General features: G+C 36.4%; 15 protein-coding genes and 1 pseudogene. 6 read left to right on the top strand and 10 right to left on the bottom strand.

Going from position 1 to position 15,402, the window contains the following annotated elements:
- The 3 genes and pseudogenes from AC4CU3_RS18985 to AC4CU3_RS18975 all read right to left on the bottom strand — a co-directional run.
- Positions 1-1,646: pseudogene (locus tag AC4CU3_RS18985) on the bottom strand (hypothetical protein); the annotation flags it as partial.
- A gap of 316 nt (positions 1,647-1,962) precedes the next feature.
- Complete coding sequence (locus AC4CU3_RS18980) at positions 1,963-2,277, bottom strand: BrnA antitoxin family protein (protein WP_004282216.1); 315 nt, start codon at positions 2,275-2,277, stop codon at positions 1,963-1,965.
- Positions 2,264-2,551, bottom strand: coding sequence for a BrnT family toxin (locus AC4CU3_RS18975; RefSeq protein ID WP_034707141.1), 288 nt, complete (start codon positions 2,549-2,551; stop codon positions 2,264-2,266). Before AC4CU3_RS18975 ends, AC4CU3_RS18980 begins: the two co-directional genes overlap by 14 nt.
- Positions 2,552-2,887: 336 nt before the next feature.
- Between AC4CU3_RS18975 and AC4CU3_RS18970 the strand changes: the two genes are divergently transcribed.
- The 4 genes from AC4CU3_RS18970 to yddG all read left to right on the top strand — a co-directional run bounded on the left by AC4CU3_RS18970 (position 2,888) and on the right by yddG (position 7,466).
- On the top strand, positions 2,888-3,847 hold the full coding sequence (locus tag AC4CU3_RS18970) for a GlxA family transcriptional regulator (RefSeq protein WP_071212538.1): 960 nt from the start codon (positions 2,888-2,890) through the stop codon (positions 3,845-3,847).
- A 115-nt stretch (positions 3,848-3,962) separates the two neighbouring features.
- Positions 3,963-5,201 (top strand): M24 family metallopeptidase, encoded by a 1,239-nt coding sequence (locus AC4CU3_RS18965; protein ID WP_004706948.1) that lies wholly within the window; start codon positions 3,963-3,965, stop codon positions 5,199-5,201.
- Positions 5,202-5,255: 54 nt separating this feature from the next.
- Entirely contained in the window at positions 5,256-6,548 is a 1,293-nt protein-coding gene (locus AC4CU3_RS18960; protein WP_071212539.1) for an MFS transporter, read from the top strand.
- A 12-nt stretch (positions 6,549-6,560) separates the two neighbouring features.
- Positions 6,561-7,466 (top strand): aromatic amino acid DMT transporter YddG, encoded by a 906-nt coding sequence (gene yddG, locus AC4CU3_RS18955; protein ID WP_071212540.1) that lies wholly within the window; start codon positions 6,561-6,563, stop codon positions 7,464-7,466.
- 60 nt (positions 7,467-7,526) lie between these two features.
- Here yddG and AC4CU3_RS18950 read toward each other — a convergent pair whose 3' ends face one another.
- The 4 genes from AC4CU3_RS18950 to AC4CU3_RS18935 all read right to left on the bottom strand — a co-directional run bounded on the left by AC4CU3_RS18950 (position 7,527) and on the right by AC4CU3_RS18935 (position 10,961).
- Positions 7,527-7,850 carry a hypothetical protein gene (locus AC4CU3_RS18950; protein WP_490738496.1) on the bottom strand — a complete coding sequence of 108 codons (324 nt, stop codon included), beginning with the start codon at positions 7,848-7,850 and terminating at the stop codon, positions 7,527-7,529.
- A 221-nt stretch (positions 7,851-8,071) separates the two neighbouring features.
- Complete coding sequence (locus AC4CU3_RS18945) at positions 8,072-8,617, bottom strand: plasmid replication DNA-binding protein (protein WP_407595441.1); 546 nt, start codon at positions 8,615-8,617, stop codon at positions 8,072-8,074.
- A 68-nt stretch (positions 8,618-8,685) separates the two neighbouring features.
- Complete coding sequence (gene repM, locus AC4CU3_RS18940; protein ID WP_086222692.1) at positions 8,686-9,615, bottom strand: replication initiation protein RepM; 930 nt, start codon at positions 9,613-9,615, stop codon at positions 8,686-8,688.
- A 590-nt stretch (positions 9,616-10,205) separates the two neighbouring features.
- Entirely contained in the window at positions 10,206-10,961 is a 756-nt protein-coding gene (locus AC4CU3_RS18935; RefSeq protein WP_085064995.1) for a hypothetical protein, read from the bottom strand.
- Positions 10,962-11,312: 351 nt separating this feature from the next.
- Here AC4CU3_RS18935 and AC4CU3_RS18930 point away from each other — a divergent pair, with 351 nt between their 5' ends.
- Entirely contained in the window at positions 11,313-12,269 is a 957-nt protein-coding gene (locus AC4CU3_RS18930; RefSeq protein WP_085064994.1) for a MobA/MobL family protein, read from the top strand.
- A gap of 107 nt (positions 12,270-12,376) precedes the next feature.
- Here AC4CU3_RS18930 and AC4CU3_RS18925 read toward each other — a convergent pair whose 3' ends face one another.
- A complete protein-coding gene (locus tag AC4CU3_RS18925; protein WP_005155907.1) occupies positions 12,377-12,637 on the bottom strand; it encodes a hypothetical protein in 261 nt (86 codons plus the stop codon).
- A 178-nt stretch (positions 12,638-12,815) separates the two neighbouring features.
- Between AC4CU3_RS18925 and AC4CU3_RS18920 the strand changes: the two genes are divergently transcribed.
- On the top strand, positions 12,816-13,040 hold the full coding sequence (locus tag AC4CU3_RS18920) for a helix-turn-helix domain-containing protein (RefSeq protein WP_005155906.1): 225 nt from the start codon (positions 12,816-12,818) through the stop codon (positions 13,038-13,040).
- Between the two features lie 177 nt (positions 13,041-13,217).
- Here AC4CU3_RS18920 and AC4CU3_RS18915 read toward each other — a convergent pair whose 3' ends face one another.
- Entirely contained in the window at positions 13,218-14,615 is a 1,398-nt protein-coding gene (locus AC4CU3_RS18915; protein ID WP_109292090.1) for a porin family protein, read from the bottom strand.
- An 87-nt stretch (positions 14,616-14,702) separates the two neighbouring features.
- A partial coding sequence (locus AC4CU3_RS18910) for a factor H binding protein domain-containing protein (RefSeq protein WP_490738495.1) occupies positions 14,703-15,402 on the bottom strand: 700 nt, incomplete at its 5' end.

Genomic DNA, 15,402 nt, shown 5'->3' with positions numbered 1-15,402 from the left:
TTTTGAGTGGTTGCTTCTTTATTGGCATCTGCATATGCAGCGGCTTGAGCATCAGTAAGCCCAGCAGCTTTCGCTTTAGCCACAAGAGCAACACGGTTCGCTTCGATGGCAGCAGCTTTGTTTGCAGCGACGATGGTGTCTAGAGCTGTTTGAGCATTTTGAGAAGTTGCTTCTTTATTGGCATCTGCATATGCAGCGGCTTGAGCATCAGTAAGCCCAGCAGCTTTCGCTTTAGCCACAAGAGCAACACGGTTCGCTTCGATGGCAGCAGCTTTGTTTGCAGCGACGATGGTGTCTAGAGCTGTTTGAGCATTTTGAGAAGTTGCTTCTTTATTGGCATCTGCATATGCAGCGGCTTGAGCATCAGTAAGCCCAGCAGCTTTCGCTTTAGCCACAAGAGCAACACGGTTCGCTTCGATGGCAGCAGCTTTGTTTGCAGCGACGATGGTGTCTAGAGCTGTTTGAGCATTTTGAGAAGTTGCTTCTTTATTGGCATCTGCATATGCAGCGGCTTGAGCATCAGTAAGCCCAGCAGCTTTCGCTTTAGCCACAAGAGCAACACGGTTCGCTTCGATGGCAGCAGCTTTGTTTGCAGCGACGATGGTGTCTAGAGCTGTTTGAGCATTTTGAGAAGTTGCTTCTTTATTGGCATCTGCATATGCAGCGGCTTGAGCATCAGTAAGCCCAGCAGCTTTCGCTTTAGCCACAAGAGCAACACGGTTCGCTTCGATGGCAGCAGCTTTGTTTGCAGCGACGATGGTGTCTAGAGCTGTTTGAGCATTTTGAGTGGTTGCTTCTTTATTGGCATCTGCATATGCAGCGGCTTGAGCATCAGTAAGCCCAGCAGCTTTCGCTTTAGCCACAAGAGCAACACGGTTCGCTTCGATGGCAGCAGCTTTGTTTGCAGCGACGATGGTGTCTAGAGCTGTTTGAGCATTTTGAGAAGTTGCTTCTTTATTGGCATCTGCATATGCAGCGGCTTGAGCATCAGTAAGCCCAGCAGCTTTCGCTTTAGCCACAAGAGCAACACGGTTCGCTTCGATGGCAGCAGCTTTGTTTGCAGCGACGATGGTGTCTAGAGCTGTTTGAGCATTTTGAGAAGTTGCTTCTTTATTGGCATCTGCATATGCAGCGGCTTGAGCATCAGTAAGCCCAGCAGCTTTCGCTTTAGCCACAAGAGCAACACGGTTCGCTTCGATGGCAGCAGCTTTGTTTGCAGCGACGATGGTGTCTAGAGCTGTTTGAGCATTTTGAGTGGTTGCTTCTTTATTGGCATCTGCATATGCAGCGGCTTGAGCATCAGTAAGCCCAGCAGCTTTCGCTTTAGCCACAAGAGCAACACGGTTCGCTTCGATGGCAGCAGCTTTGTTTGCAGCGACGATGGTGTCTAGAGCTGTTTGAGCATTTTGAGAAGTTGCTTCTTTATTGGCATCTGCATATGCAGCGGCTTGAGCATCAGTAAGCCCAGCAGCTTTCGCTTTAGCCACAAGGGCAACACGGTTCGCTTCGATGGCAGCAGCTTGTTCATTGTTTATTTGAGGAGTGGAGTTTGCGGCGGAATGATGTCCACCACCACTACTACATGCGATAATAGATATTGATATCAATGTAACAATACTTACTTTTGAGATACTTTTAATCTGCATTTGTGTTTTCTTTGTAAATACTATGTAAAGTTGTATGATATTAAAATTTATTTTCTCTTTATTCAATTATAGAAAATAAAAATAGTTAATAATTTTCATATAAATAATTTAACTTTTATACTAAAAGGAAAATTATTTATTATTAGACCTCTTGCGAAAGTATCATTTTTGGCTATTTTAGAATTTGATATTTATTTAAAAATCAACGCTTATTGCTGATTAAATTTTGACCAACTCAAGATGTCTATCAAATAAATCTAAAATTAACATAATACACCTTATGCGAAGTCAAAAATGCGAGCTTAAGCTCCCATTTTTACTGATGATTTTTTAATTCTTTGAGCATAGCATCCCGCAAAATTTCATTCATTCGTGTTTGATAGCCTTTGCCTTGAGCTTTAAACCATGCAAGTACATCAGCATCTAAACGAATGGAAGTCTGTTGCTTCACTGGGCGATAGAATTGATTATGGCGTACAGCATTGCTCCAGTCGGTAATTTCAGGAATATCTGATAGATCTAGCTGATCGTCAGGAACCGTTCCCTTAGCAAGCAAGCGTTCAATTTCAGCATCTTGCTTGTCGCTGAATTTTTCATTCAGTTCTTTGCGTGAGTATCTAACCATGCTCATATTTATCTCGCTCTGCTTTAGTTACCTGTCTTGCACTAATGATTCGTATGATTTCACAGTCATCTTCATCAAAGATGGTGTGAGCTACTAAGAGCATTAGTACGCCTTTTACTTTTCCAATGGTCTGCCAACGTTCTTCACCATCGGTATGTCTATCCTGGATTGAGATCCTCAGTGGATCATCAAAAACAAGGCTTGCAGTTTCGAAAGAGACATCGTGCTTTTTTTGATTCTTTCGATTCTTAGCCTCATCCCATTCAAAATACTGTTCCATAAAAAACATTCAAATTTGTATATACAATAATGTATCACAAAATTGTATCACTCAAGTTGAGAAGCGTAATTTTTAGTCAAATTTATTGGCAAGAACTATCAAAATCGCTCATAAAAAAGCCGACTTGTTTCCAAGTCGGCTTTTCGGGTTTGCGTCCCCAATTTTTTATAGCATAACTTTTTGAAATATAAAACTATTTTTATATGCGTTTCGTATAACGCCCATTATGTTAAATGGATAGTTATTTGGTGGAAAATTTAAATTTTTAAAGAATCGAAATTGTGGTCTTAAACTTGCTTACTAAAAATATGAAAGAAATGAAGTAAATTAATTCTTATGTTGCAAAACTCTAAGCGTATTGGTTTTCTATTACTCGATAACTTTTCTATGATTGCCTTCTCAAACATGCTTGAAGTATTACGTATGGCTAACTATGTCACAGAAGATAATTTATACCAATGGAACGTAACGGGTTTAGATGGACATCATAGCTGTGCAAGTAATGGCTTACAAATACAACACACCTGTGTTTTATCACATTTACTCAATATGGACATTGTCTTTATTTGTGGTGGCTTTCAATTATATAAAAATATGACGCCACGATTAAAGAATTTTTTATATCAACTTGATCAGAAAAAAATCGCTCTAGGCGGTTTATGTACGGGTGCATATGTATTGGCAAAAGCGGGTTTACTCAATGGCTTTCGTGCCAGTATGCATTGGGAAAATACTTTAGCCGCACAAGAAGAATTTCCCTTAGTACAATTTACCACTCATATTTTTACTATTGATGTGAATCGTTTCACCTGTTCTGGTGGGCTTGCCGCAATTGATTTAGGCCTACAGCTTGTTGAAATGCACTATCCTAATATTACTAAAAAAATTTGTGAGCAATTCATTGTCCATCAAATACGTGATGGCAATGAAATTCAACATCAGCCTATTTCTAAACACAGTAAAAAACTTGATTTGCCGATTCAAGAGGTGTTGCGCTTAATGGAAAATAATATTAATGAACCTTTAAAGATTTCTGAAATTGCACAGCATGTAAAACTGCAATCACGTACCTTAGAACGCTTATTTAAAATACATCTGCAAATATCTCCGAAAGAATATTATTTAAAACTAAGGCTTACTCATGCACAAAATTTACTGAAACAGTCCACTTTGAGCATTTCAAATATTGCATTTGCATGTGGTTTTTGTAGTGCTTCTAGTTTTACTAAAGCCTATAAAGCTTTTTTTAACTATTCACCCAAATTTGAACGGAATGTTCTAGATTTTGCTAATTAGTATTTTTTGATCTTGTCGGTTTTTGACAACTTTCTGACGTTTTTGGCGAAAATACCTATTCATATTCTGCATAAGCTTAGGTGATTGGTTACATCACATTGATCTAGGCACATATATGAATACTTTAGTAAATAATTTTGCTGTTTCAGAGCTACCATCACTATTAACCATTGAAAATGGTGAAAAAGTTTCTGCAACATTTTCATTATCTGAGTATCAAAATAGACAAAGCAAGTTACGCCAACTAATGGAAGAGCTAGAAATTGATCATGTTCTATTTAGTTCAATACATAACATCAACTATTATGCGGACTTTATTTATTGTTCATTTGGTCGCTTCTACGGTCTGGTGGTTAGCCCAGAAAAAGTGGTGACAATTTCAGCAAATATTGATGCTGGTCAACCTTGGCGTCGTACGGTTGGTGACTATAACGTGGTTTATACCGATTGGCAGCGTGATAACTATTTTAAAGCGGTTGCACAAGAAATTCCGAATAGAGGTCGTGTAGGAATTGAGTTTGATCATTTACCTTTAGAGCGTTTAAACAAGTTAAAAACAGTTTTACCGAATGTGCAATTTGTCGATATTAGTGCCGCATGCATGAAGCTACGCATGATTAAATCTGCTGAAGAAATTGCACATATCACCCAAGGTGCTGCAGTGTGTGATATTGGTGGTTTTGCAGTGACTGCAGCGATTCGTGAGGGTGTACCAGAGCATGAAGTAGCTTTAGCCTCTACCCAAGCCATGGTACGTGAAATTGCCAAACGGTTCCCAAACTCTGAACTAATGGATACGTGGACCTGGTTCCAATCAGGCATTAATACCGATGGGGCACATAATCCGGTTACGACACGCCAAGTGCAAAAAGGTGACATCTTAAGTTTAAACTGCTTTTCTATGATCGCAGGCTATTACACAGCCTTAGAGCGTACACAATTCTTTGATCACTGTGATGATGCTTCACTACGTATTTGGGAAGCGAATGTTAAGGTGCATGAAGCAGGCTTAAAACTCATTCGCCCGGGCGCACGTTGCAGTGATATTGCGAAAGAATTAAATGAAATTTTCTATGCAGAAGGCTTATTACAATATCGTACCTTTGGTTATGGGCATTCTTTTGGCGTCTTATCGCATTATTACGGTCGTGAAGCAGGTTTGGAATTACGTGAAGATATTGATACGGTGATTGAACCAGGCATGGTGATTTCTATGGAACCTATGGTAATGATTCCACAAGGCATGGCTGGTGCTGGTGGCTACCGTGAACATGATATCTTGGTGGTGACCGAAACAGGCAATGAAAATATCACTAAGTTCCCATATGGCCCAGAACATAACATCATCAAATAATCAATTGCGTAGACACTTCTTTTAGAGGTGTCTATTTGATTTAAGGGGACAAAAATGACAAAAGACAATCAGGTAAAGCAAAAAAAAACCTTAAAACGTGTCGCAAGTGCAAGCTTCATTGGCAATTTTGTAGAATGGTTTGATTACGCTGCATATGGTTTTTTGGCAACAGTCATTGCAGTGGTTTTTTTTCCGCAAAGTGATCCTTTAACTGCATTAATGGCTGCCTATGCAATCTTTGCAATTTCATTTATTTTACGTCCATTAGGCGGTATTTTTTGGGGCCACGTTGGGGACAAGTTTGGTCGAAAAAATGCACTATCTTGGTCGATTATATTAATGACCCTAGCGACAGTATGTATAGCACTATTACCAAGCTATCAAAGTATCGGTATTTTTGCACCGATCCTGCTCTTAGTATTCCGGATGATACAAGGTTTTTCAGCTTCAGGTGAATATGCAGGTGCGGCAAATTTTCTTGCAGAATATGCCCCTAAGGAAAAAAGAGGACTTTATACCAGTTTAGTTCCTGCAAGTACTGCAGCGGGTTTACTACTCGGATCTGTAATGGCAGCAGCGATGTTCGCTTTTATGTCAGAGGCATTTCTACACGAATATGGTTGGAGGATTCCATTCTTGTTGGCCGCACCATTGGGCCTAATTGGATATTATATCCGTGTAAAGCTAGAAGACACGCCAGAATTTTTAGAACACCAAAAAACTGGCCAGAAAGAAAATTTTCCAATCAAAGCTTTATTTAGTCAATATCGACCAGCACTTTTTAAAGCATTTGCTGTTGCATCTTTAAATGCGACTGCGTTCTATCTTATTTTTAATTACATGCCAAACTATTTGGCAACAGAATTAGGCGTAAATAAAACTCAAGCATTTATCTCAGGATCAATTTCACTGCTATTTTATATCGCTGTGGTTTTTGCGATGGGAAAATACTCAGACCGAATTGGGCGCAAGAAAATGTTACTTTGGGCAAGTCTAAGCTTTATCGCACTTACGATCCCTTTATTCTACTTACTTTCAACTGCCAGTTTTGTTGAAATGGTGATGATCCAACTGGTGTTTTGCACATTGTTAGCAATGAACGATGGTAGTTTACCTGTATATTTAACAGAACAATTCCCTATACAAGTGCGCTATACCGGTTTTGCCTTTAGTTTTAATACTGCTAATGCACTGTTAGGTGGAACAGTTCCTTTCGTTGCAACCTGGTTAATTCAACAAACAGGTAATACCTTAGCACCTAGTGTCTTATTAATTGTAGTTGCAATTTTTGCAAGTATGGCTTTATTACAAAAGAAATCACATCGTTTAGTCAGTGCTAAAGCTTAAAAGGAATTAGTTATGCTTTTAAATGCTCTACCTGCACTCAATAGAAATATATCGACTTTAATTGGTCTTACAGCTGTCATATTTTGGAGTACAAATGTAGGCTTAATTCGTAGTGTCAGTGAGAGCTTTGGAGCTGTAGCCGGTGCTGCTCTAATTTACAGTTTTGCATCCGTGATTTTAGTTTTCACGATTGGTATGCCTAAGTTTTCTACAATCCCAAAATCCTATTTATGGTGGGGAAGCCTTTTATTCGTTGCTTATGAATTATGTTTTGCTCTTTCTATTGGCTATGCACAAAACAGTAGACAAGCAATTGAAGTTGGCATGATTAATTATCTATGGCCAACATTTACCCTACTATTTGCAATTATTTTTAACAACGTTAAGGCCAATATTTTAATTATTCCCGGCTGCATATTAGCCTTGGTTGGAATTTTTTGGGTGTTAGGGGGAGATACTGGATTTGATCTCTTCCAGATATGGACCAACTTGAAGGCTAATCCTCTTAGTTATGGTTTAGCTTTTACTGCTGCTATTTTGTGGGCTGCATATTGTTCTGTGACAGTAAAAACGTCTCAGGGTAAAAATCTAGTCACTATATTTTTTGCCCTGGTTGCAGTTGTACTATGGATAAAATACTTTTTCATGAGTGGGGCAGCTATTAATTTTACTTATGACAATACAGTCACTCTGATTATGGCGGCTGGTGCTTTAGGTTTGGGATATGGTGCTTGGAATATTGGAATTATTTCAGGGAACATGACATTAATGGCTGGCGCTTCTTATTTTACTCCTGTGTTATCTGCTTTTTTTGCGGCATTACTTCTAAGTACTTCCTTATCTTTCATCTTTTGGCAAGGTGTTGCAATGGTGACAACAGGAGCAGTCTTGTGTTGGTTAGCGACTCGAAAGCAATAAATTATTTAGAGGTTTTAAAATTAACATAATACACCTTATGCGAAGTCAAAAATGGGAGCCTTAAGCTCCCATTTTTACTGTATTTTTTTGAAAATTTCGTATAACCGCCATTATGTTAAATGGATAAATATATAGGGCTAAATTGACGAAAATTTTCCAAACCCATTTAAAAATATTGCTAATGAGATTGGGAAATAAATAGCCTATAACGAAACAATTGATTACTGTAAAACTTACAATTTTAAGTGAACTGATTGTAGAGCTTAGATATAAGGAAGAAAATATTGCTAGTCCTAGTCCTAGTCCTAGTCCTAGTCCTAGACCTAGGATGATCCCACCTACAGAGTAGTAAAAGGCTGTAATTAATCGTTCAGAATTATCCATTATTTCCCCTAAATTCTATTTTTCATTTTTTAAATTGTCTAAAATTAACATAATACACCTTATACGAAATGTGTTCTAATTTTCCTTAGAAATCAATGCTGTAGTTTCTAGTTGATAGCCCATCTTCCCCAAGGTGGGCTTTTTTTATGATTTTTCACGTTCCACGCCTATTATTTGATCAATGTTCCACAACTTTGTTCATATCAGTTAAACAATCGTGGTTAATCATAGGGTCTAAAAAAACGGCTCCAAAAGCCTCTTTTTTCCGGTTCCTGTTCAATGTGCTCGGGTACTGGAATCCGCTTATTTTCCGTTTGTTCCGGAGTAGTCAATCCGTCATGTTTCGGCTCAGGTTCTGACCGAGGATCCGTTGCTATATCTTGGCTAGGTTTCTGATCGGTAAACGTAGTCATATTGGTTTTTGGAGCTTCTAACAGTCGTTGTATTGCTTCTATTTGATTGTCTTTTGCTTCTAGCTGTTCTCTTTGGAAAACTTCTCGCTCATGTGCAAGTTCTAGCTGTTTTTTAAGTATGTCTACTTGCTGTTTTAGCATGTCTACTTCTGTATCTTTTTGTACCGTAGTAGACTGTAACGTAGTTACATTATTATTTTTATTAGATGGTTCGCCAAATACTCGTATGGCTTCAGATAAATCTATTTTCCCATCACTATTTTTTGATAAATCCCCTTTATTTATACGTTTATAGATACTTTGACGATTCATTCCATAGAGTTGAGCTAATTCAATAACAGATAGTGCTTTCATCATGTAACCCAAGTAAAAGTCTGTATGTCAGTAGACAATATTTAGTAATGTAACGTTACATCAATGATTTAACGATAGCCAACCTTTTCAAGCATGGGAGCAAACTCTTTTAACTTCTCAGAATCTTTAAGCATTTCAGCAATTCTTACTGCGAATTGAGGATAGCTTTCAGTTCCTTGAGAGTATTTACTCATTTCAGGAAGTTCAGATAGCTTATTGGAAAATAAGTGGCGTTGAGAGTCAGTCATTTTTTTTGAAAAAAGATCTAGATTGCCAGATATTGTCTGATTTTCTAATGATTTAGTTTTAGATTTTTTTTGTTTAAAAGAAAAAGAAAAACCAGATATTGAACGGCCTTTTTTATGCTGTTGGTAGGTTGCCTCTATATCTGTTTTTTCGCTAATTTCAGAAATGGCTAAGTCAAGAACTCTAGTTTTAAAGTGATCCATACGCTTGTATTCATTAACACCAATTCCAAGTTGTTCTCTAAAAGTTGCTAATTCAAATACTGGCGTTTTTCCAATAGCTTTCCATTGAATTAATAACTCGTATAATCTTGCTGAATATGTACTGTTAAGCTGGGCTGTTTGGCTTAGTAAATATTGAGTAAAAAAGTCTTTAATACCATCAATTTTACTTATGCCTTGTACAACAGCTAAAGTGAAAACAAGTTCAATAGCCCCTTCATCATCTAGATATTTTACTTGCTGAATCCATCTACTTTTGACTAATTTCCCATCTTCATCAAAGAAGCTAAATCTTCTGTTAAATAAAGAATCCTCTGCTTCTTTCATTCTCTGATAAGCATTTTGCCTTGTTGTCCCAAAAACTTCAGCATATCTCAAAGCATCTATTCGTAAAGGAGTATCTGTACTTAGTCCAGTACCCGTATGTCTAGCATCAACAATGGCTAATTGAACAATATGAAACTCTGATAAAGATAGAGTTTGAAAAGCTTGGTTTAACCGATTGGTTTTTACAACTAATTCTTTTGACATAGACTCAATTGAAATATTTTTATACCCACAGATTATAACAATGTGGGTATAACTGCAACTGTGTAGTTAAGGGTGTAATTAGGAGGGTAACTAAACGTGGGGGAATGGGTAACTAAACGTGGGGGAATGGGTAACTAAACGTGGGGGAATGGGTAACTAAACGTGGGGGAATGGGTAACTAAACGTGGGGGAATACAAAGGTTAGTTATTGAAATTTAATAATTAAAACTAAGTTAAAAACATTTAAAAACCTTAAAATAATTAAAAACCTGAATCATGAAAAATTGCCCTTGGTTTTCGCTACGCTCAAACTCTATTGAATCTCGCTTTCGCTCGATTCGTCGGGGCAATTTTTTGGTTAAAGTTTCCGTGAATTAGCAAAAAGCAAAAACAACTCGGAATTCGCTTTGCTCATAGAGCTTTTTTACTCGCTACGCTCGGTCTAGGCTCAATTTTCTGCATGTGATTTACGCTTATTTAGGCTTCACAGCCTAAAAAGCGGTTTTTCAGAGAGTCTAGGCGCGAATTTTGATTGAGCCGCTCGTAGACACTCGCTCAACTATGGGGACTCTAAGTTGAAATAATCAGGACTATTCATGTTTATGTTGGTGTTTTTCAATTTCTATCGTTGATAGTTTCTTATGATTACTTTCCCAAGTTGATAGGCCTTCAAGAACATCAAGAAATAAATTTTGTCGTTTAAAAAAATTGTTGTTCTGTTCAGTAATCTCTTTAAATATTTTACTTGTTCTTACGCTATATGCGAATTGAGTGTTATTGACAATTCTATTGGTGATTTGATCTGGTGTTTCCGAACTAATATCAATATTCAATTTTTTAAAGGCTGCTAATACTGCACCACCTAATTCATATTTGCGTCTGTTTTCCTCATTACGCTTGATTTGTGCTTCGGTAAGGGTTTTCCTCGATTTGTTTAGAACTTCGCGTTTATGCTCATTTTCGAGGCGTATACGGTCATTGAGAACCGCCTTATGGATTTTTTGATAAGACTCTAAGGCTCGCTCTAGTCTAAACCAGGTGTCTCGATCCTGATCTTGTTGGGCCAAACTTAAAATTTCAACTTCATTGTCCATTAGTTTTTGTTGGTTATGTGCTTTGAGTTTGATCTGTTCAAGTAAGATTTGGCGTTGTTGATATAGCACTCTATAGCGATCTACAGTTTTAAACTTTTTGAATATCTCTTCATCAAATTTTTCTGTAGATAATAATGACCTCAAAATATGAGATTGGATTTCTGTGAGGAACGGTAATTTTTCTAAAAACTGCTGCAATTGAATCAGATCTTCATTTGATAAAACTTTAGCAGGACGACCTCGTTTCACCATGATCAGCACCCCAAAAAAACACATGAATCAGATATCAGTAGAGTAGCATATGGCGGCATGAATAAATTAAATAAAATGTGGGAACATTTTATTTAATTTATTAGCTCGTTTCCGTGTTTCTAATTCGATATAATTACTAACGCAATTATATCGAATTAGAAACACTTCTCCTCGTGCTCCGCAGGCCATTAGAGACGTAAGTTATTGATTTGTATCTATCAGAGTACTGTTGCTGCATTTTTGACATTTGTTTCTGCAATAGCGATCTACCGTTACAACATCAAAAATGTGTGTTGCTGCAAAAAAAGTGTCGTTACAACATCAAAAATAACGTGAGGGCTAGACGCAAATATGTTCTTCTGTAATCTTGAACACAACAGTAAAAATCCGCCCCAAAAAGGTGGTAAAAATAACAAGCCTAGAACGGCCAAAGAGCGCTTTCACTACATCACTCGAACTGCACAATTTGCACAACATAAAGATCATGTTCATGAACAACTTGAGTTTGTTTGCTCAGGTAATATGCCGAGCTTTGCCGAGGGGAATCCGGAAGAATTTTGGCAGGCCTCGGATCTGTATGAACGTAAAAATGGTCGAGTCTGTTCAAGTTTGGTGGTGGCATTACCAAAAGAGCTTACATCGGAACAACGTATCGAATTGGCAGAGCAGTTTATTCAAGAGTTTGCTGACCGTTATCAATATCCTTATAGCTGTGCTATCCATCATCATGTTGGTAGTCTAGGTGGTCAAGAACAACCCCATTTGCATCTGATTTATAGTGAACGGCATGTGGATGGAATAGAGCGAACACCGGAGCAGTTTTTTAAGCGTTATAACCCTGAACAGCCAGAGAAAGGGGGCGCTCAGAAATTAACAGCCGATGTATTAGGGATGGGCAAAGCACAATTGCAGTTGTACCGACAAAAAACTGAAGAACTCATTAATGACAGCTTACAGCGTTATGCACCGACCAAAGTGCTTGAAATTAGAGGGCTAAAGGTAGAGGTTCCGAATGAGGTGAGTTGTCTATCCAATGAGGATTACAATAAAAAATACGATACTAATCTGCAAGATGTGCCGATGATGAATAAGGCACTGCGGTTTGCCAAAGAAAGTGATCCAGTTCGCTATCAGCAAAAACAGGACATGATTGTAGAAATTAATCGGTTGAGAGCTGAAAATCGTTATGAGCTGTACAAACCCTATTATGAGGTAGAATTGAATAAGCAAAAGTTACTAGAGCAAGAAAAGCAGAAACAGACACAAGAAAAAACGAAAGGATTTGATGGTCCTCGTTTTGGATTTTGATAGAGCGTTCAAAAATCTGTGACAGGTAAACTGACTGTAGGACTGTAAATTGTGTAATGGTCCTTTAAAAGGACCATTCAGGGAGTCTAGCTATTCAATTAACAGTCTCAAAATTGCATAAATGCTCCATCAGGAAAGAATGCTAAAAAAGCGCGTTTAACGTCTTCGTAATCATCATCTATATGTTGATCAAGATGATGCTGCGTCCATACCAATGTTGCTTCTCGATCGTCAAAACATTTATTAACGTTTAAAAATAAACTCAGATTGTTCGATCTATTAATTGAGAGCTCTTTAATGAGTTGAGTTCCAATTTTTCTAGAATTTTCAGAAAGGTATAAATGATTAATCAAGTTTAAATTACCCATTGTTATGCCTCATTTTAAGAAGAAATAATTAAAAACACCTTCTTCATATGTCCTGAAAGAAGGATATGGGAATATTTAAACACATAAATAGTGTGTTAATCACATTATTTATGTGTTTAAATGTAAATAAATGATCTGTGCTATACTTTTCCATCAGAACAATTCTGCTTTTTAAACTATGCCTTACGAAGAATTTCAAAGACTTATAGGTAAGTCTGGCCTTTCTATTAAAGAATTTGCAGCGCTTTTAGATATGAACGCGAACTCCATTACCAACTATAAAAAGAACGGTAAAGTGCCCACTACGATTGCAGTAATTGCGGTCATAATTTCAGATATGAAGGATGATGGTCTGGACTTTTATCCAATTTTTGAGAAAGTTCGAGCTTATCGTGATCAATAGAGTATTTGATGTGAACCCAATTAAAGATTTAATTGGGTTCTAACACGTGCATTTCGTAGAAGAGATTTTATGTTAAATAATGATTTATTGATCATAAATGATAATTTCTTCAGTTAAGTGCTTGAATACCCATCTTGTTCGATATTTCCTCTTTAAATTCGATAGAAGTATAATTATTTAAAATGTTTTATCTATCGTCAAAAAAAAGGAACTATTATTGCGTGTGTATAGTTCTAGGTTGCTATCAATATTTTGATATTTATAGTTTAATTTTGGAGTAAAATTTTTCCATTGGATTTTATTCTGCCAAACTGTCACAGTAGTTTCATAGATTTTATCTTTTCTTTTTTCATTGTACCAAAAGTTTTCATCTTCAAAATTTCGATTCGCATAACGTAAATCAGCTCGAATATTTAAAAAGTTATTGGTATGAATCGTACCAAATCTTAAACCAGTACTCTGAGATGACTCTGATTTATCTTTTAAATGATCTTGCATCGCATCAAGTCCACTATAAAGAATAAAATTCAGCTTTGGCTGATAAATCATGAGTGCGACTTGGCTATTGGTGTAACCATTGTATATTTCTGATAAAGTTTCATCTCGATATTTTCTTTTTATATGGCTCAAGTTAGTAGATAGCTGATATTTATCTGATATTTTTGTATTAAAATCAAAGGTAATACCGTAATTAGAATTATAAGGTTCATTCCCAAGTTCATTTTGCTCTATAAATGGAGTGATTCCCCAAGTACGTTTAAAATTCTTATTTTTATAACCAATATCTAATCTATAGGTCTGCTCGTTATAGTCTTTATTATCCCAATAATAGAGGCCATCAATTGTAGTGCTTATATTTATATAATTATTTTTACTTATATTAGTATCTTTAGATAAATTTATATTATAACCAAACCCTTCTGCTTTCTGTGGTAAATCTTCCTCACTACGAATAAAAGTGGCATTACCAATAGTAATGATTTTTAAATCAGATGCCTGATTTACATTATCAGTTTTTTCATAATTAAAATTTAATGCTGTATTCCATTTTTCAGATCGATTAATCGTTAATAAGATTTGATTAACGAGGGTTTGCATTTGAGGAGTTAATGTTTTTTTTACAGTTTCAAACTCTGATTTTGCTTCTTTATAGCGTTGATCTTGAAATAGCATCATAGCTAAGTCAAATCGAGGATAAGTTAAATCTGGATTCTTATATAGGAGCGACTGATATAGCTCAATGGCTTTGTTTCTATTCCCTTTATTATAATAAAGAGCGCCTAATCCATATTGATAGAGTATTTCATCATAGTTATCTGTTTTTTTATATCGTGCTAAACATATATCTAGACTGTTCCAATCTTTTTTTAGAATAGATAAGTTGATACATTCAGAGGGATCAACATCCATGTCTGATATACCAATAGAGAGATTATTTTTTTCAGGAGTTATTAACAAGTCAGGTTTAATTTCAGGTTTTTTTTCAAAAAATATAGGTTGTGTATTTTTTATTTCATCTGCAAATGAGTATGAATGAACAAGAAAAAGAAAAGGTAAATAATATTTAAATGACATTAAGTTAAACCAGTAAAGATATTTATTAAGAAAGCCGTTTGAGATCACTCAAACGGCTTATTTAGAATTTAGTTTTTCTAGATTCTATTATTTAATTTCACCACGAGTACCACCAAAACCTACGGTGTCTTTGCCATTAAAGACGACTTTACCTGCAATCTCTTCAGCTTTTTTACCATAGAAATCTAGAGAGTAAGTACCTAATTTATATGATTGAGTCGCTGTAGCGTTAATCCCTGTTCCTGATATAGATCCTTGCTCTAAGTTAATAGTATTTCCTAGACCTGTGATTGAGCCAGAGCCAATACGATCTGTGAAATTAACAGTATAGTTTAATTGACCTTTATGTATTTCAGATATTGTAGAAGTACTCGGTAATCCATTTGAATAATCAATATTGGTTTCATTTGAATAGGTGCCATTAAAAGCCAAACCTGTATAAGTTGCACTACCTAAAGTAGGTATATCAGCTATAGCAGTTTTTAAACCCTTAATATCAATATTCGATATCCTATTGTCTGAAATGATCTCTGCTGTTTTATTGTTGTAAGAGATCTCTCCAGTATAGTTACCTAATACAACTGAGTATGGTTGATTATAAACCACTGATTGAATACGTGATTCGGATGTAAGGTTATTACGAATATTTGAACTACTAGCCCTAGTATTAGCAGTAATTGTATTTATCTGATAGGCTCCTTCACCAAAACCTTTAGCATTCGCAATTTCAACAGCTAAAGCAGCTTTTTCATTTGCAGCGACGATGGTGTCTAGAGCTGTTTGAGCA

This window comes from Acinetobacter sp. 802_lipA, from assembly GCF_058242885.1.
Note: the sequence above shows the minus strand (reverse complement) of the source record. Positions and strands in the feature narration are given on the sequence as shown.